A 21,555-nucleotide genomic window follows, 5' to 3' on the forward strand; every position below is an offset into this window, starting at 1 on the left:
GAGTCTCCTCCGGCTGGTAATTTTGCGCCCAATTGTGTAGTGTTCGCCGCGTTCCCCGGTGCCCGGCCAGGCTCGACCTGGCGGGTTAAACGGGAAGTTCGGTGAGTCCAGACGGGTCCTCGGGAGCCGCGGGCGAAACCGACGCTGCCCCCGCAACGGTGATCGAGCGAGGGACCGCCCGACGGTCCCTGATGGTCGCGGCCAGTGCCACTGAACATAAGGTTCGGGAAGGCGCCGCACCGGAACGCTCGTCAGCCCGGAGACCGGCCAGGGAATGATCGCGCGGCATGCGGCGGGCATGCGAGGCGGATGATCGGGCCCGGCCGTTAGCCGGTTGAGGCCGATCCCCCTCGTGTCTGTCTCCCCCTGTTCGCGCGATCCCGACGAATCAACGGCGTGCGGGCGGCTCGCCGGGAGACACGGACGACATGAAACGCACAGCACTTTCCACGGCCATCCTGCTGGCCACCAGTCCCGCTCTGGCGGATACGCCGGATACCAACGACGCGCAGACCCTGGAAACCGTCCAGGTCACCGCCTCTCGCATCGCGCAGACCGTCGACGAGACGCTTGCTTCGGTCACCATCATCGACCGCGAAGAGATCGAGCGCCTGCAGCCCCAGCAGTTCACCGATCTGCTGGAGGGCCGCGCCGGGATCGAAACCTCCCAGAACAGCGCCTTCGGCAAGACAACTTCCGTCTACACCCGCGGGACAAGCTCCGACCACACCCTGCTTCTGATCGACGGCGTGCGCATGGGGTCGGCCACCAGTGGTGGCGCAAGCTGGCAGTTCCTGCCACCGGAGGAGATCGAGCGGGTGGAGATCGTGCGCGGTCCGCGAACCAGCATCTACGGTTCCGATGCGATTGGTGGCGTGGTGCAGACTTTCACTCGCGAAGGCCGCAAAGGGCCTCCGAAAGTCAACGCGTTTGTCGGCGGTGGCAGTTTCAATACCCGCGAGGCCGGGGTTGGTGTCGCGGGTGGTACCGAGAGCACGAACTACAGTTTCTCGCTCAGCCACTTCGCGACCGACGGCATCAATGTGCAGGACGATGTCGGTGACGACGACCGGGATGGCTACGACAACACCTCGTTGGCAACCAAGGTCTCGCACCGTCTGGATAATGGCGTCGAGTTCTTCGGGAATATTCTTTATTCGGAGGGCACGACCGAATTCGACAGTGGCTCGATCTTCTCGCCGGATGAATCCGACTTCGTCCATGCCGCGCTTCGCGCCGGCGTGAGAATTCCCGTCACTCAGCGTTGGGACACCGAGCTCTCTGCAGGCCACAGTCGCGACGAATCGGACAACTTTCTTGAGGGGGAATTCTTTTCCCAGTTCGATACCCGTCGCGATATGGTCGATTGGCGCAACGACATTGTGGTTGCGGACAATATCCTCGTCATCACCGGTATCGACGCCTACGAGGATCGTGTGGCGAGCGATACCGTTTACGACGAGGATTCGCGCTACAACCTAGGAGCGTATTCCGTTGTTCAGGTCGACATGGGTCGCCACGACCTGGAAGGCAGCCTGCGCTACGACGACAACGAACAGTTTGGTGACAAGGTCACGGGACAAGTGGCCTGGGGCTTTCAGATGACCGACCCGCTGCGTCTGCGGGCGTCCTACGGCACTGCGTTCAAGGCGCCGACTTTCAACGACCTGTACTTCCCCGGGTTTGGTAATACCGACCTCGAGCCGGAGGATTCGCGGAGCCTCGAAATCGGGGCGCGCTACACACGCGAGGCCTACTATGCCGATGCTGCCGTCTTCCGCACGGAACTGGATCAGATGATCAGTTTTGATCCCGTTGCATTTCGGGCTGAGAACATCGATGAAGCACGTATTCAGGGAATCGAGCTGGAAGCGGGTTACGAAAGCCCGCGCTGGGCTTCTCGCGCTTCCCTTACGCTGATGGACGCCGAAGATCGTGAGACTGGCAAGGAACTTCGCCGGCGCTCGCCCGTGACGGCCCGGTTCGATCTCGATCGGAATCTCAACCGTTTTTCGGTTGGGGGCTCAGTGATTGCCAAGAGCCGGTCGTTCGACGATCAGGATAACGATGTTCGACTGTCCGGATACGGCCTGATGAACCTGCGCGCGAGCTATCAGGTTGCGCCGGAATGGCAGCTTCAGGCGACGGTCAATAACGTGTTCGACAAGGACTACGAGACCGCCCTTGGCTACAGCCAGCCGGGCCGGGCCGCGTTCTTGAAGCTGCGCTACCAGCAGAGGTGATTCATGGGTAATCGACTGTCAAAGATTGCGACCCGTACGGGTGACGAAGGCCGGACCGGCCTCGGTGATGGCTCGCGGGTAGACAAGGACAGCCACCGCGTCGAGGCCTTTGGCGACGTGGACGAGCTGAACAGTGTCGTGGGCCGGGTGCTGGTCCACGACCTGCCCGAAGAGGTCCGTCGTTCGCTGGCTCTGGTGCAGCACGAGTTGTTTGATCTCGGAGCGGAACTGGCAGTACCAGGGCATCAGGCCCTCCCGGAGGCTTCCGTGGAGCGTCTGGATGTGGAGCTGGAGTCCTTCAACGCCGATCTGCCCGCCCTGAAGGAGTTCATCCTTCCGGGCGGGGGTCCCGCTACGGCCGACTGTCACATTGCGCGTACCGTCTGCCGGCGTGCGGAACGGCGTCTGGTGGCGCTCAATCACCACGAGGCATTGCGTCCGGCGTCGCTGGCCTATATCAACCGGTTGTCGGATCTCCTGTTCGTGCTCTGCCGTGTGCTGGCTCGTCACGAAAACGGTTCGGAGGTCCTCTGGCAGCCGGCCAACCAGCGCGGCTGACGGGTCGTCTTGGGGGCGCCGCGCTGGCGGCGTCCCATTCCCATTGCAACGGTCGAGGCGTGTCGAGTACACGCCTCGCACCCTATTGCACCTGTTTATCGGGAAGTTTCCATGCGTTTTCGTTGCACGATCCTGAGCGTTTTCGCGCTTTTCCTTTTCGGAATGGTCCCGGCCCATGCGGGTCCGCTCGTGGTGGGTGTGGTCTCCGATCGCTCGGCGGCGGAGGTGGCCGCAGGCGCGCATCGTTTCCTGGAGGCCTATCCGCAGGCGGAGGTGATCCTGCGGACACCGGAGCAGCTCGCGGACAAGTCGGACGAGGCGGTATCGGCGCTGTGGCGGGAGGCCGACGCCATACTCGTCGCGGCTGTTTTCGGGGACCAGGCCGCGCGCCTCGACCGTCTGTTGCGGGAGACCCCGCCGCCCGAGGGGGCCCCGATTCTGGCCATTAACAGCGTGCGTCACCTGACGGCCCTGTCCCGGATCGGCGGCGAGGCCGTACTCGTGGGTCTCGATGACGAGAAGCGCACCGAACTGGCGGCCAACCCCGACCCGGGCGAAGACCCGCGCGTGCACCTGGCCCAACAGCGGGAGCGTTTCCCCGAACAGGCGGACTGGCTGACCGGGCGCGCGTTCTATCAGGGGCGTACGCCGGAGAACATGGAAGGCCTGATGCGCTGGCTGGCCGCGCGCGGCGGGCACGAGATCGAGGTGCCGGAGCCGGACCCGCGCGAGACCATCCGCTATTACCGGCATGGGAACTCCACTCCCGACCCGGACGATCTCGAGCTGGACGACGGGCCCGCCGTGGCGTTGCTGGACCTGGATACCGGTGACCGACCGGGAGACCGCGCGCTTCTGGACGCAGCCTGCGAAGCCCTGGAGGCGCGAGACATCCAGTGCTTTGCGGTGCTGGCGCGCTGGGGCGGGGCCAGCCGCGAGGCGGTCGAGACGCTGGCCGAGGCGGCCGGCCCGGCGGATCTGGCGGGTATCGTCAGCCTGCAGGACTTCGTGGTCGGTGGGGGCGGTAATCGCGAGGCGGTGGCCGAGGCCTTCGGCGAGCTGGATGTCCCGGTGATCAAGGGGATCCGCCTGGCGGATGTGAGCGCAACCCAGTGGCGGCTCTCGCACGAGGGTATCCCCTGGGACAAGGTCCACTATCACGTGGCCATGCCGGAGTTGCAGGGCATGAGCCAGCCGATGGTGCTCGCGACCGCGGGCGCGCCGAAACAGGACGAACGCACCGGCGTGCGCCTGACCCTGACCGAGCCGGTCGACGAGCGGGTCGAGGCCCTGGCCGATCGGGTGGCGAGCTGGCAGCGGCTGCGCCGCCTGGATAACGTGGAAAAGCGGGTGGCGGTGGTTTACTACAACCATCCGCCGGGTCGCCAGAACATCGGTGCGGACAAGCTGGATGTTCCCGAGTCGCTGCTGGAGATCCTGCAGCGCCTCGAGGCTGCCGGGTACGACCTGGGCTACGCGGTGCCGGAGGACGCCGAGACCCTGCTGGAGATGATCCAGGATCGGGCCGTGAACCTGCCGGAACAGGCGGACGCGCTGGACGCGATCGCCGGCCGGGTCGCCTCGCTGGATCGCGACCAGTATCAGGCGTATTTCGATAGCCTGCCGGAGCCCGTCCGGGCCGAACTGGTCGACGGCCCGATCGGCTATCTGCAGGCACGCCTGGAGGCCGCCAGGGCCGCCGACAAGGTCGAGATCGCGCAAGCTGGGCTGGAAAGCGGTGTCGGTGATCTGCGCCACATGCTCGAGAGTTATCCGCACGCGGCGCAGGAGCGTGCACTGGACCTGCTGGCCCAGTACGAGGAGGCCTGGGAGGCCACGCTGGCGGGGGAGGACGCGCACGCGACCACCGAGCAGTTGCGCAAGGCGCTGGTGCGCACGGGCATCCCCGGCCTGACCGGCTGGGGCGAGCCGCCGGGCGAGGCGATGACCCGCGATGGCGAGATGCTGTTCCCGGGGATCGAATTCGGCAATGTATTCATCGGGCCGCAGCCGCCGCGCGGCTGGGAGGTCAGCGAGCGCCTGCTGCACGCGAATACCACGTTCCCGCCGACCCACCAGTATGTCGGCTTCTACCACTGGATCCGCGATCACTTCGAGGCCGATGCGCTGGTCTATGTGGGCCGTCACTCGACCCGCGAATTCCTGCCGCGCCGGCGCGCGGGGCTGGCACCGGATGATTACCCCGAGCTCCTTGGCGGGGCCCTGCCGATCATCTATCCCTACATTGTCGATGGCGTGGGTGAGGGCATCCAGGCCAAGCGCCGCGCCATGGGCGTGATGATCAGCCACCTGACCCCGCCGCTGGCGGCCACCGAGCTCTACGACAGCCTGCTGGAACTGCGCCAGCTGGTGGAGACCTACGAGGCCGCCGCGCAGCCGGATGCCGCGACGCGCTCGCGGGCCGTCCAGACCCTGCGCGAACGTATCGAGGACCTTGGCCTGACCGAGACCATCGAGCGTGAACTGGCGCGGGGTCACCATCACGATCACGGGCATCACCATGATGATCACGGTGATCATCACGAGGGGCATCACGACGAGGACCACGCGGGACATGGCGAAGGCCACGGAGACGAACACGGCGACGAACATCGCGACGCGGACCATCACCGGGAACACGGGGATGAAGAGCACGAACACGCCCATGAGCATGACCACGCGGACGAGGGCCATGGTGAACATGCAACGACCGTGCTGGCGGAGATGGACGAGGAGTTGCTGGTCCACGAGATCGGGCATTACCTGACCGACATGCAGGAAGACCAGATGCCGCTGGGGCTGCATGTGTTCGGACGCGACTGGAGCGACGAGGCTGTGGACACGATGCTCGAGTCGATGGCGGGTGACGACGCGGTCGGCGACGACTGGGACGCCAAGCTGCGTGGGTCCCCGGCGAGCGAGCGCGCGCATCTGCTGGCGGCGCTGGAAGGCCGTTTCGTGCCGCCAGGGCAGGGCAACGACCCGATCCGTACGCCGGAGGTATTGCCGACCGGGCGCAACTTCCACGCGCTGGCGGCGGACCTGGTCCCCACGCGTATCGCCTGGGGTATCGGTCAGGAGCTGGCCGCGGATGCCCGCGAGCACGGTGATCCCGAGGCGGATGGCAGCGAGGCGATCATCCTCTGGGCGTCGGATACTGTGCGTGACGAGGGCGTGATGATCGCCTTTGGCATGGACATGCTGGGCATTCGTCCGGCCTGGAACAGTCGCGGGATCGTCCAGGGGCTGGAGCGCATGGACCTTGATGAAGCCGGGCGCGATCGACGTCGCGATGCCCTGTTTACCACCTCCGGTCTGTTCCGCGACCTCTACGAGGACCAGCTGGTGTGGCTGGATCGTGCCGCGCGCCTCGCGCTGGACGGATCGTCCGAGACCATTCTTGCCGAGTACCCCGAGCTGGAAGAGGCACTGGAAGCGGCGTTGGCCCCGCTGGGGCAAGACCTGCGCGATCCGGGCACCGAGCCCCTGGCGCGCAACGATGTGGCCGCCCAATGGGTGGAGGACACCCAGGCCCTGCGCGCCGCAGGCCTCAATGGCCTCGAGGCGGGTCAGCAGGCCGCGCTGCGGGTGTTCGGTACCGCCCCCGGGGCCTATGGGGCCGGGGTCAATCGTCTCGCGGACCGTTCCGGGGCCTGGGAGGACCGAGCCGAACTGGGCGCGGCCTATCTGCGCCGGATGGGCCACGCCTACGGGGCGGACGAATCCGGTGGCTCCGCGCACGAGGCCTTCGAGGCCCGGCTGGGCCAGGTCGGGCGCACCTATCTCGGGCGCGCCTCGCACCTCTACGGCCTGCTGGACAACGACGACGGTTTTGACTTCCAGGGCGGGCTCTCGACCGCGGTCGAAAGTATTCGCGGCGCTGTGCCGGACAACCGCGTGCTGCAGCACGCCGATCCGGACGACCCGCGGGTGGAGACGCTGGGCCGCGCGCTGATGCGCGAGCTGCAGGGGCAGAACCTGAACCCGCAGTGGATCGAGCCGCTGATGGACCACGGCTATGCCGGGGCGCGGACCATGGCCCGCGACTTCGTCGACAACCTGTGGGGCTGGCAGGCCACCAATCCCGAGATCATCCGCTCCTGGGTCTGGGACGAGGTGCATGACGTGTATCTGCAGGACCGCCACGGCCTGGGCGTGGACGAATTCCTCGCCGACGGCCACAACGTGCATGTGAAGACCCACCTGCAGGCCGTGCATCTGGTGGCCGCCAGTCGTGGGTTCTGGGAGGCCGATCCGGAGGTACTGGAGGCCCTGTCCGAACGCTTTGCCGAACTGGTGGCGGAACACGGCCTGCCGGGCAGCGGGCACACGCGCCCCGACCACCCGATGCTGGACGAGGTGGCCGAGCGCCTGGAGGAGCCCGAACTGCGCGAGGCCTTCGAGGCCGTGCGCGCGTCCGCGCAGATCGATCGCGCACAGGCGGAGGCCGACCCCAGCCGTGTCACCGAGATCCAGCCGCTGGAAGACCCGGCGGCGCAAGAGATGCCGGAGATCCCCGAACCGGCCGAGGCCGACGGCGGGCAGGAGGCTGGCGACGAGGCGGGGGGCATGCCCTGGCTCCCGTGGCTGGTCGCCGGCGTGCTGTTCCTGCTTCTGATCGGTGGTGTCGCCGCCGGCCGACGGCGATAACCGCCGCTGGAAATGTCTCCTGTAGGAGGCCAGCCCTCTGGCCGATGGGGTATGTCCGGCGGCTCATCGGCCAGAGGGCTGGCCTCCTACATAAGAACCTGGGAAGCGCTGAACAAAGGTTAATGAGGTAAACGCGAATGCCGTTCTCGATCACGATGGAACTGATGGACACCGTGGTGCGCTGGCTGCTGGAGCCGGTGATCGTCGGTCTGCTGGTGCTGGTCGCGGTCGCCGTGTGGGAGCTTGGGCTGGCACTGGGTGAACGTTCCGGCGGAGTGCGCCGGCTGGAGGCCACCGGTGACGCCGAGCGACTGGCCTACCGCGCACGACGCCGCATCGACCGCGCGGATCTGCTGGCACGCATCGGCCCGATGCTCGGGCTGATGGGGACGTTGATTCCGCTGGGTCCCGGGCTGGCCGCGATGGGCCGGGGCGAACTGGAAATCCTGGCCCAGGCCGTTACGGTGGCGTTCAACACCACGGTGCTGGGGCTGCTGGTCGGCATCCTCGGCTTCCTGCTTGGACGCCTCCGGCGGCGCTGGTATGACGCCGCGATGGAGCGCCTGGAGGCGGCGGCATGAGAGTCCCGCACTACCGCGCCAGCCGCTTCGATGCCCCTGACGAAGAGCCGATGGGCCCACTGGCCAATCTGGCCGACATCATGCTCGTGTTCGCTGTCGGCCTGATGGTGGTGATGGCCGCCTCGGGCAGCGGACTGGAACCGGCCAGCGGCGGTGCCGAGATCGAACCCGGGCGCGAGATCCCGGACCCGCCCGAGGGCGCCGGCGAGGTCGGCTCCGGCTTCGAGTCGATGGGCCAGGTCTACCGTGACCCGGAGACCGGACGAATGATCCTGATCGGCGAGTAGGCCCGCCCCCTGCGCACCCCGAACAAGCAATGAACTCAAGGAGTACATCAACATGACCAACGATACCGACGCGGCCAAGGCCGAACGCCACGCGCAGCGTATGGCGCGCAAGAAGGAAGTGGTGGACCGCAAGATCGCCGAGGCCCAGGAAGAAAAGGGCGTGTTCCTGATCCTGACCGGAAACGGCAAGGGCAAGAGCTCCTCCGGCTTCGGCATGGTTGCGCGCGCCCTGGGGCACGGCATGCAGGTCGGCATCGTGCAGTTCATCAAGGGCCAGTTCGCCACCGGCGAGGAGGCCTTCTTCCGTGGCCAGGACAAGGTGCAGTACCACGTGATGGGCGAGGGCTACACCTGGGAGACCCAGGACCGCGACAAGGATGTGGCCGCGGCCCGCGAGGCCTGGGCACATGCCCGCGACATGCTGCACGACCCGAACGTCGACCTGGTGCTGCTCGACGAGCTGCACATCGCGCTGAAATATCAGTACCTGGATGTGGACGAGGTGCTGGAGGATCTCGCCAATCGCCCGCCGATGCAGCACGTGATCACCACCGGTCGCGCCGCGCCCAAGGGCTTGATCGAGGCGGCCGACACCGTGAGCGAGATCGGTGTGGTCAAGCACGCCTTCCAGGCCGGCATCAAGGCGCAGAAGGGGATCGAGCTGTGAGTGTGAGCTGCCCCGCCGCGTTCGTGGCGGCCCCGGCCTCGGGCCAGGGCAAGACCACCATCACCGCCGCCATCGCCCGTTACCACCGCAACCAGGGTTTGCGAGTGCGCGTGTTCAAGACCGGCCCCGACTTCCTCGACCCGATGATCCTGGAACAGGCCTCCGGGCATCCGGTCGACGCCTTGCATCTGTGGATGGTCGGGGAAGAAGCCTGTCGAGCGATGCTGTACGAGGCGGCCCAGGAGTCCGATCTGATCCTGGTGGAAGGCTCGATGGGGCTGTTTGACGGGGATCCGTCCGGTGCGGATCTGGCCCAGGCCTTCGGCTTGCCGATCCTGGCCATGGTGGATGCCAGCGGCATGGGCCAGACCTTCGGGGCGCTGGTGCATGGCTTGTCGACCTACCGTCCGGGCCTGTCGTTTGCCGGCGTGATTGCCAACCGGGTGGGCAGTCCCGGCCATGCGCGGATGCTGGAAGATTGCACCCCGGAGGCGATCCGCTTCTTTGGTGCTGTGCAGCGTAACGAGACGCTAAGTGTCCCGGATCGTCACCTGGGTCTGGTGCAGGCAGGCGAGATCGCCGATCTGGATGCGCGGCTGGAGGCGGCAGCGGCCGCGATTGAAGAGGCTGGGGTGACCGGGCTCCCGGAGCCGGTGACCTTTCATCCAGAAACAATTGCGCCGACCGAGGCGGCGCTGTCCGGCGTGCGCATTGCGATCGCGCGGGATGCGGCTTTTGCTTTCATGTATCCGGCCAACCTGCGCCTGCTGGAGAAGATGGGCGCCGAACTGCGGTTCTTTTCCCCGCTTGCGGGGGACGGGTTGCCAGAGGCCGATGCCGTCTGGCTGCCGGGTGGCTACCCCGAGTTGTATCTGGATCAGCTGTCCGCCAATGCTGCCCTGAAGTCGGACCTGGAGGCCCATCATGCGGCGGGCCGCCCCATCCTGGCGGAGTGCGGGGGCTTTCTCTACCTGCTGGACGAACTGGCCGACCGCGAGGGCCATGCCGCGGCTATGGCTGGGCTGGTGCCGGGCAAGGCCCAACTGGCGGACCGCCTGCAGGGTCTGGGTCTTCAGGCGGCCCCGCTGCCGGAGGGCGAGCTGCGCGGGCACACCTTCCATCACACCCACTCCGAGGTCGGGCTCGAGCCCTATGGCCATTGCTGGCGCGCGCGCGGGACGGGGTCGCAGGGCGAGGCGATCTATCGCGACGGCCGCCTGACCGCGACCTATCTGCATGCCTGGTTCCCCTCCAACCCGGAGGCCACGGCCCAGCTGTTTCGAGCATGAGTGATCGACCGCGGGACAATGTGACGCGGATCGAGCCCGGGGCGCGCGCCGGGGCCCGCCTCCCGTTGTGCGGCGAGCGAAAGCCCGGTTGCGTGGATCTGGTCGGGGCAGGGCCGGGCGATCCGGGCTTGCTGACACTGGACGCCGCCGCAGCGATGCAGCACGCCGATGTCCTGCTGCACGACCGCCTGATCCCGGAGGCGATCCTCGATCTGGCCAACCCGGAGGCGCAACGCCTGTATGTGGGCAAGGCCCGCTCACGGCACAGCTGCGATCAGGGGGATCTGAACGATCGCATGGTCGCACTGGCCCAGGAGGGACACTACGTGGTGCGCCTTAAGGGGGGCGATCCGTTTGTCTACGGGCGAGGTGGCGAGGAGGCTGCCGCGATTGCCGCTGCCGGGGTGCCCGTGCGCATCGTGCCGGGGATTACCGCGGCGGGTGGTTGTGCGGCCTATGCAGGAATCCCGCTGACCCATCGCGATCATGCCTATCGCTGCCAGTTCGTGACCGCCCACCGGCGTGCCGGCGAGACCGATCTGGACTGGGCCTCGCTGGTCCATCCGCAGCAGACCCTGGTCGTTTACATGGGGCTGCACACCCTGGCCGAGGTCTGCGGCGAGATGATGGCGGCGGGCGCGGATGGCGCGATGCCGGCCGCGCTGGTGGAGCAGGGCACCCGCCCGACGCAACGCGTTATTGAGGGCACGCTGGCCGACCTTCCGGCGCGGGTGGCGGATCTGGCCATGCAGTCGCCCGCGCTGCTGATCGTGGGCGAAGTGGTGCGGCTGCGCGAGACGATTGCCGCGCAAGATGCCCAGTCCGTCCCGGGAACGCATGAAATCGGCTGACTCGAACCGTCCGCAGGGTGCCATGCGCCCGGAGACGCCCGAGACCACCGGGCGCCTGCGCACCGGTCTGACCACCGGTGTCTGCGCGAGCGCGGCTGTCATTGCCGGGGCCCGCTGGCTACTGGAGGGGCAACGACTCCAGACGGTCGAGGTCACCCTTCCCAGGGGGCAGGTGGTGAGCCTGGCACTGAACGATCTGGAACCGACCTCGGGGGGTGCGGTGGCCGGAGTCATCAAGGATGCCGGTGACGATCCGGATGCGACCCACGGGGCGCGGGTCTGGGTCGAGGTCACCCTGTGCGGCGAACCCGGCGTGGAGTTCGTCGCGGGTGCCGGGGTCGGGACGGTTACGCGCCCGGGCCTGGTGCTGGCGCCGGGCGAACCGGCAATCAACCCGGTCCCGCGGCGCATGATGCAGGGCCACCTGGAGGCGCTCGCCGAGGCGAGCGGATACAGCGGGGGCTTTCGGGTAACGGTTGGCGTGGACGGCGGCGAACGGATTGCCGAGCGGACCATGAACGCCCGCCTGGGCATCCTCGGGGGACTCTCGATTCTGGGCACCACCGGCATCGTCCGGCCGTTCTCCTGCGCCGCTTATATCGCATCTATCCATCAGGCCATAGACGTGGCCCGCGCCAACGGCTGTCCGCGTGTGGCCTGCTGCACCGGGGGTACCAGCGAGGCGGCGATGCGCGAACAGTACGGCCTGGACGACATGGCGCTGATCGAGATGGGGGATCTGTTCGGGGCGGCACTGAAGTACCTGGGGCGTCATCCTCTGCCTGCGGTGGTGCTGGCCGCGGGGTTCGGCAAGCTCAGCAAATTCGCGGCCGGACACCTGGATGCCCACAGCCGCAAGTCGCGCATCGATCTCGACGCGCTGGCGGAGGAGGCGGCGGATCTGGGAGGCAGCCAGGAACTAGTCGCGCGCATGCGCGCGGCGAATACCAGCGCCCAGGCGCTTGCGGATTGCCTGGAGCAGGGTGTGGCGCTGGCCGACCGTATCAGTGCGCGCGCCTGGAAGCGGGCGCGCGGGATGCTGCCGGAGACCACGGCGCTGGAGGTCTGCGCGGTGGATCGGGCCGGACGCATCGTCGGGTTGGCCAGGGACACCGGGGGGCTGGCGCCATGATGGCCCCGGCAATCGCCCTGAAGTCGGTGGCCAAGCGCTATGCCGGTGGCCGGGTCGGGCTGGCGGATGTTGACCTGGAAGTCCCGGCGGGCCGCTTTTTCGGCCTGCTGGGGCCGAATGGGGCCGGCAAGACGACCCTGGTGGGACTGCTGACCACGCTGGTGCGGGCCGATCGCGGGTCGATCCGGGTCTGCGGCTTCGACGTGGCGACACAGGCGGTTGCGGCGAAGGCCTGCATGGGCGTGGTGCCGCAGGAGATCAACTTCAACAGCTTCGAGCCGGTGGGCGAGATTGTTGAAGCCCAGGCGGCCTATTACGGATTGTCCCCGCGGCGGGCGCGCGAGCGTACTGGCCAGGTACTGGAACAGGTGGGCCTGGCGGACCGGCGGCGGCAGTCCGCCTGGGGGCTGTCGGGCGGAATGAAGCGCCGGCTGATGATTGCCCGGGCGCTAGTGCACCGCCCGCACGTGCTGCTGCTGGACGAGCCGACCGCGGGGGTGGACCTCGAGGGACGCCATACAACCTGGGAACTGCTGCGTGCGCTGAATGCGGATGGTGTGACCATCCTCCTGACGACGCACTACCTCGAGGAGGCGGAAGCGCTGTGCGATTCGCTGGCGATTCTGGATCAGGGCGAGATCGTTGCGCGCGGCGAGACCGGCGAACTGCTGCACGGGCTGAACGTGCAGACCCTGGTGCTCGAGTTGAGCGCCCCCCTTGATGCGTGCCCCGAGCTGGAAGGGTTGGCGATCCGGCGGGTGGATCGCTGGACCCTGGAGATCGACCTGCCGCAGGGCATGGAAGTGAACGCGCTTTTTGAACGCCTCGGCGCGTGCGGGATCCGAGTGGCGGGCTTGCGCAACAAGCGCAACCGGCTCGAGTCGCTGTTCCTGCAGCGCATCGCGGAACGTGCCAGTGCATCGCAGGGGGCCGGGACATGAGACTCGCGGCTTACGGATTTGCCTACCGCGGCATGGTGATCAAGCAGGTGCGCCGCTTCCTGCGTGCCTGGGTGCAGAACCTGCTGCCATCGGTGGTAACGACCGTTCTGTTTCTGGTGATCTTTGGTCACCTGGTCGGGCGCGAGCTGGGCACCATGCGTGGCGTCGACTACGCCGATTTCATCCTGCCGGGTCTGATCATCCTGGCCGTGTCCACCAACGCCTACAGCAATGTGACGCTGGCGTTCTATGGCGCGCGCCTGCAGCGGCACATCGAGGAATTGCTGGTTGCGCCACTCCCCGCCTGGCTGATCGTGGCGGGCTTTGCAACCGGCGGGGTGATCCGCGGTCTGCTGGCCGGGGCGCTAGTGGCGCTGGTTGCGATCCCGTTTACCAACCTGCAACTGCACCACCTGGCGGCGACGCTGGGGATCGCGCTGGTCAGTGCCACGCTGTTCGCCCTGGCAGGCCTGCTGAATGGCCTGTACGCGCGCAGTTTCGACCACACCTCCGTGGTGGCGACGTTCGTGCTGACCCCCCTGATCTATCTGGGAGGGCTGTTCTATCCGGTGGAACGGATGCCCGAGCCCTGGCAATCGCTGGCGGCGCTGAACCCGCTGTACTACATGGTCGAGGGCTTTCGCTACGGTCTGCTGGGGACCGGGTCCTTCGCCTGGGCCACAACCTTCTGGGTGCTCGTGGGGACCACCCTGGTTGTCGGCGGGGTGGCCTGGGCCCTGGTCGCTCGCGGCGTGCGGATCCGGTCATGAGCAGGGGTGCGAAGCCGTTGGGTGTCGAGCATCCGCGTGTGCGCCGGGCGTGTCCCGGAGTCGCTGCGCCCATGACGACCGGAGACGGGCTTCTGATGCGGGTACGTCACCCGATCGGAGGGCTCGACGCGGCGCAGGTGTGCACCCTCGCCGAGGTAGCGCTGCGTTTCGGTTCCGGTGACCTGGAATTGACCAGTCGCGGCAATCTGCAATTGCGCGGTCTGGACGCGGCGGGCCTGGAGCCGGCACGGGCCGAACTCGAGGCGGCGGGTCTGGCGGATCGCGATCCCGAGGCGGAGGCGGTGCGCAATGTGCTGGTGGCACCGGCGACGGATATCGACCTGGAGGCCGCCATGGATGTACAGCCCATCGCGCGGCAACTTGCGCGGGCACTGGGCGCAACCCCGCGCCTGCGCGCACTGCCGCCGAAGGTCGGGGTGCTGGTGGAGGCGGGTGGCGGGTTGCCGCTGGGTAGAGTGCCGGCGGACCTTCGACTGGAGGCCTGTACGGGACCGGGTGGCGTGTGGATTCGCGTGGCCGTCGGGGCGTCGGCTCACGCCGCGACGGTGCTTGGGTGGGCACGCCCGGAGAAGGCCGTGGACGCTGCCCTGCAAGTCCTCGAGCAATTCGTGGCGCTGCGCCAGGGGGATCCGGATCCGCCGGGCCGTTTGCCCGGCGCACTGGCTCGGTTCGGCGCGAAGGCCCTGACGCCTCCCGGGCTGGAGCGGGTGCTTCCGGGTGGGGATCCGGTTGCGGCACGGAGCAGCGAAAACGCCGACTCCGGGATTGGTGCGTGCCTGAATGGCGATGCCTTCGGGGTCGCGTTCCCGTTCGGATCCCTGCGCGCCGAGGCCCTGCGGGGGCTGGCCGAGCAGATCCGCGGCCAAGAAGGGCGCCTGCGGCTGACTCCCTGGCGCAGCGTGCTGCTGGTCGGGGCGCGGCCGATCACCCTGGACCGGCTGGCTGAATGGGGCGGAGTAACGGATCCACGAGATCGTCGCCTAGTGGTGAGCGCCTGTGTCGGTCAGGGGGGATGCTCGGCGGGTACGACATTCACTCGGGCGGACGCCGCGATGCTCGGGACAGCCGCCCGCGGACTGCTGGCGGATGACGAATATCTGCATGTCAGTGGCTGCGAGAAGCACTGCGGGAGGCCCGCGAATGCCCGGGTGGTCCTTGCGGCGCGGGCGGGGCATTACGACCTGTCGCTGCAATCTGCCCCGGCGCACTGGGAGACCCTTCTTGAGGGTCTTTCACCGGATCAGCTGCGAGCGGCCCTGTCGGCGCTTGAACAGATTACGCACGCAGAGCGCGTCGGGATGCTCGCGGCCCTGCGCAGGCTGGGCCCGACCGAGCTGCGTCGGCGCCTCAACGCGATGATGAATAACGGAGAAGAAACATGACGCAGAGCGATACCGCGGGGGTCGTACCGGATTACGAGCGCGACGGCGCAGCCATCTACCGGGAATCCTTCGCGATTATTCGATCCGAGGCGGCGCTGGATCGTTTTCCGGAGGATCTGGTGTCTGCGGTGGTACGCATGATCCATGCCTGCGGTATGACCGACCTGCCGCAGGACGTCGGGTTTTCGGCTGGCGTGGCCCGGGCGGCTCGCGCGGCGCTGGCTGCTGGCGCGCCGATCCTCTGCGACAGCAACATGGTGGCGCATGGGGTCACGCGCGCCCGGCTGCCGGCGGATAACCCGGTGATCTGCAGCCTGCGCGAGGACGGAGTGGTGGCTGCTGCCGAGCGTATGGGCACAACGCGTTCGGCGGCGGCGCTGGAATGGTGGCGACCGCATATGGAGGGTGCGGTGGTGGCGATCGGGAATGCGCCCACGGCCCTGTTTCACCTGCTGGAGATGCTGCACCAGGGCGCGCCGCGTCCGGCCGCGGTACTCGGTATCCCGGTGGGCTTTGTCGGTGCGGTGGAGAGCAAGGAGGCGCTGGCCGCCAGCCCGCTGGACCTCGAGTACCTGACCATCTTCGGACGCCGCGGTGGCAGCGCCATGGCCGCGGCGGCCATCAACGCCTTTGCGAGTGACCGGATATGACGACTTCTTCCCCTGTGAATGCATCTCCGGAGGCGGGCTGCCTGTATGGAGTCGGCACCGGGCCTGGCGATCCCGAGCTGCTGACGTTGAAGGCCGCGCGGCTGATCGCACAGAGTCCGGTCGTGGCCTACTTCTGCCGCCGTGGCGGGCGCGGTCAGGCGCGTGCGATTGTGGACGCCCACCTGGGTACCGGCCAGTGCGAGATGCCGCTGGAGTACCCGGTGACCAACGAGATTCCGCACGGCTCCGAGGAATACCGCCGCCGCATCGAACAGTTCTTCGACGCCTGTGCCGAGCAGCTGGCGGCCGAACTGGAAGCCGGGCGCTCGGTCGTGGTGCTGAACGAGGGCGACCCGTTCTTCTACGGCTCCTTCATGCACGTATACCTGCGGCTCAAGGAGCGCTTTCGCACGAGTATTGTGCCCGGAGTGACTTCGATTATGGCCTCTGCCGCCCAACTGCCAACTCCGTTGACCATGCGCGATGACCTGCTGACGGTGATCCCGGGCACGATGCCGATCGACGATCTGCGCCAGGCCCTGCAGGGGACTGATGCAGCGGTCATCATGAAAGTGGGGACCCATCGCGATGCGGTGGTCGGTGTCCTGCAGGAGCTGGGGCTGAGTGAGCGCGCCTGGTACGTGGAACGCGCCAGCACTGCCGAGGAGCGGGTCCTGCCGCTGTCCGAGATCCCGGAACGGGTGCCCTATTTCTCGATGATCGTGATCCCCGGGCGCGGGGTTCGGCGATGAGCGGGGATGGCGGTCCGGTGGTCGGTCGGCTGAGTGTGGTCGGGGTGGGTCCGGCGGGGCCGGAATGGATCACACCGGAGGTCGCTGCCCGTCTCGAAGCGGCCACCGATCTGGTGGGGTACGGGCCGTACCTGGAACGGATTGCGGGCCCTCATCACCGTGTTCATTCCTCGGACAACCGTGAGGAACTGGCGCGCGCGATGCACGCCCTGGACATGGCCGCCGAGGGGCGGGACGTGGCCGTGGTCTCGGGTGGCGATCCGGGCGTATTCGCGATGGCGGCGGCGGTTTTCGAGGCCCTGGAAGGGGCGCAAGCGCAACGCTGGGCGGGAGTCGAGGTGGACGTGACTCCCGGGATCTCGGCGATGCAGGCCGCCGCGGCGCGGCTGGGTGCGCCGCTGGGGAACGATTTCTGCGTGATTTCGCTGTCGGACAACCTCAAGCCCTGGTCGCTGATCCAGCGTCGGGTACGGCTGGCGGCCGAGGCCGACTTCGCCATGGCCTTCTACAACCCGATCTCGCGCGCACGTCCCTGGCAGCTGGGGGAGGCACTGGGCATCGTGCGCGAGGTGCAGGGGTCGGAGACACTGGTCGTGCTGGCCACCGCGGTGGGACGCGGCAAACGCGAAGACGTGCAGATCTCCACCCTCGGCGAGGTGGACCCGACGGCGGCCAACATGAGCACGCTGGTGATCGTGGGCGCCGCCTCCACCCGGGTGCTGGAGCGCCGCTCCGGCCGGCGCCATGTGTACACCCCGCGCTATGTCGAGTCGGCGGAGTCGCGGTGAACGCGCGGGAGGCCTTCCAGCCACTCCAGGGCCGCCTGCGGGGCGTGGAAGCGGGGCACCCCGGGGGCGTCCGGCGGCCGGTCCACCATCACCACCGGGATGTCGCGTTCGCGGGCGGCCTGCAGCTTGGGGGCGGTGGCCGCGCCGCCGCTGTCCTTGGTGACCAGCACGTCGATGGCGTGGGTCTCCAGCAGCCGGTGCTCATCGGCCAGGCTGAACGGGCCGCGGGCCCGCAGCCAGGTGACCCGGGGCAGCGCCGGCGGCGGTTCCGGCGGGTCGATGGAGCGGATCACGTAGTCCAGCTCGGGCGCGGCCGCGAAGGCCTCCAGGTGCTGGCGCCCGGTGGTGATGAGCACGCGCCGGCCGAGGCCGGGGAGCGCGCGGGCGGCGGCCTCCAGGTCGGGCACGCGCAGCCAGTGATCCCCGGGGGTCGCCTGCCACGGCGGCCGGGTCAGCCGGGCCAGGGGTACGCCGGCGCGGCGCGTGGCGGCGACGGCATTGGCCGAGATCTGCCGCGCGAACGGGTGGGTGGCGTCGACCACGGCGTCGATCGCGTGGTCGCGCAGCAAGGCGGCGAGGCCCTCGGCGCCGCCGAACCCGCCGGTGCGCCGCGGCAGTCGCGAGGGTGCCGGCCTGCGCGTGCGTCCGGCCAGCGACACGGTGGCGTGCAGCCGCGGGTGGCCGTCCAGCAGCGGTTCCAGGGCTGCGGCCTCGGTGGTGCCGCCCAGCAGCAGGATCTGCCGCGGGCGCGCAGCCCGGGGGCCGGTTTCGGAGGATGAACGGGAGCTCATGAGGATGACCAGTCTAGCCACCAATGACGAACGAGCGCCATGGCTGAACATCGTCGGCGTGGGCGCGGAGGGGCTCGCCGGGCTGACCCCGGATGCCCGCATGGCGCTGGACACGGCGGCGACGGTGATCGGCGGCGCACGGCATCTGGAGATGCTGCCGGAGCGGCCGGGGCAGGAGCGCCTGGTGTGGCCGTCGCCGCTGGAGACCGCGCTGGACTGGATCGAGGCGCGCGCCGGACAGCCGCTGTGCGTGCTCGCCAGCGGTGACCCCTTCTGGTTCGGGGTGGGGGCGACCCTGATGCGGCGCTTTCCGGTCGCGCAGACCGCCGTCTGGCCGGCGCCCTCGGCGTTCAGCCTGGCCGCCGCGCGCATGGGCTGGCCGCTGCAGCAGACCCGCTGCCTGTCGGTGCACGGCCGGCCGATGGAGGCGCTGCGGCCCTGGCTGCATGACGGCGCGCGACTGCTGATCCTGAGCCGCGACGGGGATACCCCGGCGGAACTGGCGCACTGGCTGACCGGGCTCGGCTTCGGCGATTCCACCCTGACCGTGCTGCAGTCCCTCGGTGCGGACCGCGAGGCGGTCGTCCGCGCGCGCGCCGGGGCCTGGCCGGAGGTCGCGATCGAGGCGCTGAACACCGTGGCGCTGGAATGCCGGGCCGATCCGGCGGCGCAGGTGCTGGCCGCCAGTGCCGGCCGGCCGGAGGCGCAGTTCGAGCAGGACGGTCAGATCACCAAGCGCGAGGTGCGGGCGGTGGCGCTGGCCCTGCTGGCGCCCGGTCGCGGCGAGCGGCTGTGGGACGTGGGCGCCGGCTCCGGTGCCATCGGCATCGAGTGGATGCTGGCGGATCCGGCCAACACCGCCGTGGCCATCGAGCCGCGCGCGGAGCGCCTGGAACGCATCGCGCGCAACGCGAGCGCACTGGGAGTGCCGGCACTGCGCCGCATCCACGGGCGCGCGCCGGAGGCGCTGGATGACCTGTTTGCCCCCGACGCGATCTTCATCGGTGGTGGGCTGACGACGCCCGGGCTGGTGGAACACTGCGTGGAGCGTCTGTGCCCGGGGGGGCGCCTGGTCGCCAGCAGCGTGACGGTGGAGGGCGATGCGGTGTTGGCGGCGGCTCGCGAGCGCCATGGTGGCGAGCTGACACGCATCAATGTGAGTCGCTCGGAACCGCTGGGCGCGATGTCCGGCTGGAAACCGCTGCGGCCGGTGACCCTGTGGGCCCTGCGCCGGATCTGAACCAGGAGGGGGGCTTGGTCGTGCCGGGCGTCGGCTTCGCCTCCGCCTGTACGGCCCGGGAGCTGGAGGGTCTGATGCGCGAGGTACTGGCCGAGGCTCGCGCCGTGCTGGGAGTGGAGCGTGCCGGAGTGCTCGGGGCCCGGCAGCTGGCGGCACCGGTGCATAAGAGTGACAGTCGCATGCTGGCGACGGTCGCGCGGGAGCTGGAACTGGAACTCGTATTCCCGTCCATGGCCGCCCTTGCGGACTGCCAGGGGGGAGTGCTGACGGAGTCGCCACGGGTGCGTGCAACGGCCGGGGTCGGTTCCGTGGCCGAGGCAGCGGCGCTGGCAGCGGCCGGCGAGGGCGCGCGTCTGCTGTTGCCGCGGCGTCTGTCACCGCAGGCCAGCTGCGCGGTGGCCTGGGTCGACCGCCAACATCTTTTCGAGGAGTCATCATGACGGTTCATTTTGTCGGTGCAGGCCCGGGTGCCGCGGATCTGCTGACCCTGCGCGGCCGGGATCGTATTGCGGCCTGTCCGGTGTGCCTGTACGCGGGTTCACTGGTGCCGGAGGCCGTGCTGGAACATGCCCCGGAGGGGGCGCGCGTGGTCAACACCGCGCCGCTGACGCTGGACGCGATCATGGAGGAGATCGAACGCGCCCACGCGGCGGGCCAGGACGTGGCGCGCCTGCACTCCGGCGACCTGTCGGTCTACAGCGCGCTGGGCGAGCAGATCCGTCGGCTGGAGGCGGCCGGGATCGAGTACAGCATCACGCCCGGCGTGCCGGCATTCTCCGCCGCCGCCGCGACCCTGGGGCGGGAACTGACGGTGCCGGAGGTGGCGCAGTCGGTGGTGCTGACGCGCACGCCGGGACGGGCGTCCTCCATGCCGGAGCGCGAACGGCTGGCGAGCTTTGCCGCCACCGGGGCGACCCTGGCGATCCATCTTTCGCTGCACAATATCGAGACCGTGGTCGAGGACCTGCGGCCGCACTACGGCTGCGACTGCCCGGTGGCCATCGTCTTCCGTGCCAGCTGGCCGGACGAGACCGTGGTGCGCGGTTCGCTGGGGAATATCGCGGAACGGGCGCAGGCCCTGACCACGCGGCGCTCGGCGCTGATCCTGGTGGGCCCGGCGCTGGACCCGGGCGATTTCCGCGACAGTGCGCTGTACGACCCGGCGCATGTGCGCCGTTACCGCGGCATGGACGGGGACTAAGCGGCGGCGGCCCCGATCTTCCGCAGGCAGGGGTGACTCCGGTGGGTGTTGTGGGGCACTGGGCTTTTCGCCTGCAAGCAGGTTCCCACATCGCCAGGAACCTGTAGGAGTCTGCTTGCAGGCGAAGGCGGTTTCTTCTCGATCAGGACCACGGAAAGGGCCGCCGTGAGGCGGCCCCTTGGTTCCCGCCCGGTTTAGCGGCGGCGGTAGTGGTCGTGGCAGGCCAAGCAATGGTGGCGCACGCCGTTCAGGGCCTCGGTGGCGCGAAGCTGGAAGTCTTCGTTCTCCAGGTCCTCGGCCGCCTCGACCTTGCGCTGCAGTCGTTCGGCGGCCTCGCGGTAGGCTGCCTTGTACTCGGAGAACTCCGGGTCCTCCCAGGCCGCGGGCAGGGCGCCGGGTTCGCCGCCCCGCGCCGGGGTCTCGCGAGCGAACCAGGTTTCGATGTCGGCGGCTCGGCGCGCCAGTTCCTCGGCGAGGTCGGGCAGGCGCTCGGCGAACGGTGCGTCGTAGCGCAGGATCTGCTCGATGCTGCGGTAGGTGGCTGAGGTGCCCTGCATGCTTTGCTGGCGGAAGCGCTGGAAGGCCTCGGTGGCGTCCACTGTGGCCGGGTTGTCCATCGTCTCGCTGTAGTCTTTGCCCCAGGGGCCGGGCATGGGGAGCGTCACCTCGTCGCCATGGGCGCCGGTGGCGGCAAGCAGGAACAGGACAAGGCCGGCGATCCGGAGGGCCGGTGTAAAGGGGGGTCGAGTCATGTCGGATCT

General features: G+C 68.6%; 20 protein-coding genes and 1 riboswitch. Of the genes, 18 read left to right on the forward strand and 2 right to left on the reverse strand.

The window, feature by feature from the left end; all coding sequences use genetic code 11:
- The first annotated feature begins 39 nt into the window (after nucleotides 1-39).
- Nucleotides 40-287: riboswitch (cobalamin riboswitch) on the forward strand.
- Nucleotides 288-428: 141 nt separating this feature from the next.
- The 15 genes from D107_RS0100185 (at nucleotide 429) to cobJ (ending at nucleotide 17,562) form a co-directional block, all read left to right on the forward strand.
- Nucleotides 429-2,243: a TonB-dependent receptor domain-containing protein gene (locus tag D107_RS0100185; protein ID WP_018880453.1), complete on the forward strand. Its 1,815-nt coding sequence runs from the start codon at nucleotides 429-431 to the stop codon at nucleotides 2,241-2,243.
- A gap of 3 nt (nucleotides 2,244-2,246) precedes the next feature.
- Nucleotides 2,247-2,801, forward strand: a complete 555-nt coding sequence (locus D107_RS0100190) for a cob(I)yrinic acid a,c-diamide adenosyltransferase (RefSeq protein ID WP_026280696.1) — start codon at nucleotides 2,247-2,249, stop codon at nucleotides 2,799-2,801.
- 111 nt (nucleotides 2,802-2,912) lie between these two features.
- Nucleotides 2,913-7,451 (forward strand): cobaltochelatase subunit CobN, encoded by a 4,539-nt coding sequence (locus D107_RS0100195; protein WP_026280697.1) that lies wholly within the window; start codon nucleotides 2,913-2,915, stop codon nucleotides 7,449-7,451.
- A 137-nt stretch (nucleotides 7,452-7,588) separates the two neighbouring features.
- Nucleotides 7,589-8,032: a MotA/TolQ/ExbB proton channel family protein gene (locus D107_RS0100200; protein ID WP_018174775.1), complete on the forward strand. Its 444-nt coding sequence runs from the start codon at nucleotides 7,589-7,591 to the stop codon at nucleotides 8,030-8,032.
- Complete coding sequence (locus D107_RS0100205; RefSeq protein ID WP_018878895.1) at nucleotides 8,029-8,319, forward strand: DUF2149 domain-containing protein; 291 nt, start codon at nucleotides 8,029-8,031, stop codon at nucleotides 8,317-8,319. Before D107_RS0100200 ends, D107_RS0100205 begins: the two co-directional genes overlap by 4 nt.
- A 52-nt stretch (nucleotides 8,320-8,371) precedes the next feature.
- Nucleotides 8,372-8,986 carry a cob(I)yrinic acid a,c-diamide adenosyltransferase gene (cobO, locus tag D107_RS0100210; RefSeq protein ID WP_018880457.1) on the forward strand — a complete coding sequence of 205 codons (615 nt, stop codon included), beginning with the start codon at nucleotides 8,372-8,374 and terminating at the stop codon, nucleotides 8,984-8,986.
- Entirely contained in the window at nucleotides 8,983-10,275 is a 1,293-nt protein-coding gene (locus D107_RS0100215) for a cobyrinate a,c-diamide synthase (protein WP_018138717.1), read from the forward strand. Before cobO ends, D107_RS0100215 begins: the two co-directional genes overlap by 4 nt.
- The gene (gene cobA / locus D107_RS0100220) at nucleotides 10,272-11,126 is read left to right on the forward strand and encodes a uroporphyrinogen-III C-methyltransferase (protein WP_026280698.1); all 855 of its coding nucleotides are present in this window, start codon (nucleotides 10,272-10,274) and stop codon (nucleotides 11,124-11,126) included. Before D107_RS0100215 ends, cobA begins: the two co-directional genes overlap by 4 nt.
- Before the next feature lie 22 nt (nucleotides 11,127-11,148).
- On the forward strand, nucleotides 11,149-12,258 hold the full coding sequence (locus D107_RS0100225) for a cobalt-precorrin-5B (C(1))-methyltransferase (RefSeq protein WP_018880459.1): 1,110 nt from the start codon (nucleotides 11,149-11,151) through the stop codon (nucleotides 12,256-12,258).
- A complete protein-coding gene (locus D107_RS0100230) occupies nucleotides 12,255-13,199 on the forward strand; it encodes an ABC transporter ATP-binding protein (protein ID WP_018880460.1) in 945 nt (314 codons plus the stop codon). Before D107_RS0100225 ends, D107_RS0100230 begins: the two co-directional genes overlap by 4 nt.
- A complete protein-coding gene (locus D107_RS0100235) occupies nucleotides 13,196-13,969 on the forward strand; it encodes an ABC transporter permease (protein ID WP_038035039.1) in 774 nt (257 codons plus the stop codon). The genes D107_RS0100230 and D107_RS0100235 overlap by 4 nt, the downstream gene beginning before the upstream one ends.
- A 71-nt stretch (nucleotides 13,970-14,040) precedes the next feature.
- The gene (gene cobG / locus D107_RS0100240) at nucleotides 14,041-15,372 is read left to right on the forward strand and encodes a precorrin-3B synthase (protein WP_018880462.1); all 1,332 of its coding nucleotides are present in this window, start codon (nucleotides 14,041-14,043) and stop codon (nucleotides 15,370-15,372) included.
- Nucleotides 15,369-16,022 (forward strand): precorrin-8X methylmutase, encoded by a 654-nt coding sequence (locus tag D107_RS0100245; RefSeq protein WP_018875744.1) that lies wholly within the window; start codon nucleotides 15,369-15,371, stop codon nucleotides 16,020-16,022. The genes cobG and D107_RS0100245 overlap by 4 nt, the downstream gene beginning before the upstream one ends.
- On the forward strand, nucleotides 16,019-16,774 hold the full coding sequence (locus D107_RS0100250; RefSeq protein WP_038035040.1) for a precorrin-2 C(20)-methyltransferase: 756 nt from the start codon (nucleotides 16,019-16,021) through the stop codon (nucleotides 16,772-16,774). The genes D107_RS0100245 and D107_RS0100250 overlap by 4 nt, the downstream gene beginning before the upstream one ends.
- The gene (gene cobJ, locus D107_RS0100255; protein ID WP_018880464.1) at nucleotides 16,771-17,562 is read left to right on the forward strand and encodes a precorrin-3B C(17)-methyltransferase; all 792 of its coding nucleotides are present in this window, start codon (nucleotides 16,771-16,773) and stop codon (nucleotides 17,560-17,562) included. Before D107_RS0100250 ends, cobJ begins: the two co-directional genes overlap by 4 nt.
- Here cobJ and D107_RS0100260 read toward each other — a convergent pair.
- A complete protein-coding gene (locus D107_RS0100260) occupies nucleotides 17,535-18,353 on the reverse strand; it encodes a cobalt-precorrin-6A reductase (protein ID WP_018880465.1) in 819 nt (272 codons plus the stop codon). The two genes, cobJ and D107_RS0100260, sit on opposite strands and share 28 nt — an antisense overlap.
- Nucleotides 18,354-18,357: 4 nt before the next feature.
- On the opposite strand from D107_RS0100260, the gene D107_RS0100265 reads away from it, so the two are divergent.
- Genes D107_RS0100265 through cobM form a run of 3 tightly spaced genes read left to right on the forward strand, consistent with a single transcriptional unit; the run spans nucleotide 18,358 to nucleotide 20,794 of the window.
- On the forward strand, nucleotides 18,358-19,593 hold the full coding sequence (locus D107_RS0100265) for a bifunctional cobalt-precorrin-7 (C(5))-methyltransferase/cobalt-precorrin-6B (C(15))-methyltransferase (RefSeq protein ID WP_018866849.1): 1,236 nt from the start codon (nucleotides 18,358-18,360) through the stop codon (nucleotides 19,591-19,593).
- Entirely contained in the window at nucleotides 19,572-20,033 is a 462-nt protein-coding gene (locus D107_RS0100270) for a cobalamin biosynthesis protein (protein WP_018866848.1), read from the forward strand. The genes D107_RS0100265 and D107_RS0100270 overlap by 22 nt, the downstream gene beginning before the upstream one ends.
- Nucleotides 20,030-20,794, forward strand: coding sequence for a precorrin-4 C(11)-methyltransferase (gene cobM, locus D107_RS0100275; protein WP_018875740.1), 765 nt, complete (start codon nucleotides 20,030-20,032; stop codon nucleotides 20,792-20,794). The genes D107_RS0100270 and cobM overlap by 4 nt, the downstream gene beginning before the upstream one ends.
- 194 nt (nucleotides 20,795-20,988) lie before the next feature.
- Here the strand turns inward: cobM and D107_RS0100280 are convergent, their stop codons facing one another.
- Nucleotides 20,989-21,546 carry a cytochrome c gene (locus D107_RS0100280; protein WP_018875739.1) on the reverse strand — a complete coding sequence of 186 codons (558 nt, stop codon included), beginning with the start codon at nucleotides 21,544-21,546 and terminating at the stop codon, nucleotides 20,989-20,991.
- Between the last annotated feature and the right edge of the window lie 9 nt (nucleotides 21,547-21,555).

This window comes from Thioalkalivibrio sp. ALE30, from assembly GCF_000377465.1.
GTDB lineage: Bacteria > Pseudomonadota > Gammaproteobacteria > Ectothiorhodospirales > Ectothiorhodospiraceae > Thioalkalivibrio.

What these genes read in the sequence shown, in the direction of transcription:
- D107_RS0100280 (WP_018875739.1), bottom strand. Translation starts at nt 21,546, where the DNA reads ATGACTCGACCCCCCTTTACACCGGCCCTCCGGATCGCCGGCCTTGTC.
- D107_RS0100190 (WP_026280696.1), top strand. Translation starts at nt 2,247, where the DNA reads ATGGGTAATCGACTGTCAAAGATTGCGACCCGTACGGGTGACGAAGGC.
- cobM (WP_018875740.1), top strand. Translation starts at nt 20,030, where the DNA reads ATGACGGTTCATTTTGTCGGTGCAGGCCCGGGTGCCGCGGATCTGCTG.
- D107_RS0100195 (WP_026280697.1), top strand. Translation starts at nt 2,913, where the DNA reads ATGCGTTTTCGTTGCACGATCCTGAGCGTTTTCGCGCTTTTCCTTTTC.
- cobO (WP_018880457.1), top strand. Translation starts at nt 8,372, where the DNA reads ATGACCAACGATACCGACGCGGCCAAGGCCGAACGCCACGCGCAGCGT.
- cobG (WP_018880462.1), top strand. Translation starts at nt 14,041, where the DNA reads ATGACGACCGGAGACGGGCTTCTGATGCGGGTACGTCACCCGATCGGA.
- cobA (WP_026280698.1), top strand. Translation starts at nt 10,272, where the DNA reads ATGAGTGATCGACCGCGGGACAATGTGACGCGGATCGAGCCCGGGGCG.
- D107_RS0100205 (WP_018878895.1), top strand. Translation starts at nt 8,029, where the DNA reads ATGAGAGTCCCGCACTACCGCGCCAGCCGCTTCGATGCCCCTGACGAA.
- D107_RS0100235 (WP_038035039.1), top strand. Translation starts at nt 13,196, where the DNA reads ATGAGACTCGCGGCTTACGGATTTGCCTACCGCGGCATGGTGATCAAG.
- D107_RS0100245 (WP_018875744.1), top strand. Translation starts at nt 15,369, where the DNA reads ATGACGCAGAGCGATACCGCGGGGGTCGTACCGGATTACGAGCGCGAC.
- D107_RS0100230 (WP_018880460.1), top strand. Translation starts at nt 12,255, where the DNA reads ATGATGGCCCCGGCAATCGCCCTGAAGTCGGTGGCCAAGCGCTATGCC.
- D107_RS0100225 (WP_018880459.1), top strand. Translation starts at nt 11,149, where the DNA reads ATGCGCCCGGAGACGCCCGAGACCACCGGGCGCCTGCGCACCGGTCTG.
- D107_RS0100185 (WP_018880453.1), top strand. Translation starts at nt 429, where the DNA reads ATGAAACGCACAGCACTTTCCACGGCCATCCTGCTGGCCACCAGTCCC.
- D107_RS0100260 (WP_018880465.1), bottom strand. Translation starts at nt 18,353, where the DNA reads ATGAGCTCCCGTTCATCCTCCGAAACCGGCCCCCGGGCTGCGCGCCCG.
- D107_RS0100250 (WP_038035040.1), top strand. Translation starts at nt 16,019, where the DNA reads ATGACGACTTCTTCCCCTGTGAATGCATCTCCGGAGGCGGGCTGCCTG.
- D107_RS0100200 (WP_018174775.1), top strand. Translation starts at nt 7,589, where the DNA reads ATGCCGTTCTCGATCACGATGGAACTGATGGACACCGTGGTGCGCTGG.
- D107_RS0100265 (WP_018866849.1), top strand. Translation starts at nt 18,358, where the DNA reads ATGACCAGTCTAGCCACCAATGACGAACGAGCGCCATGGCTGAACATC.
- cobJ (WP_018880464.1), top strand. Translation starts at nt 16,771, where the DNA reads ATGAGCGGGGATGGCGGTCCGGTGGTCGGTCGGCTGAGTGTGGTCGGG.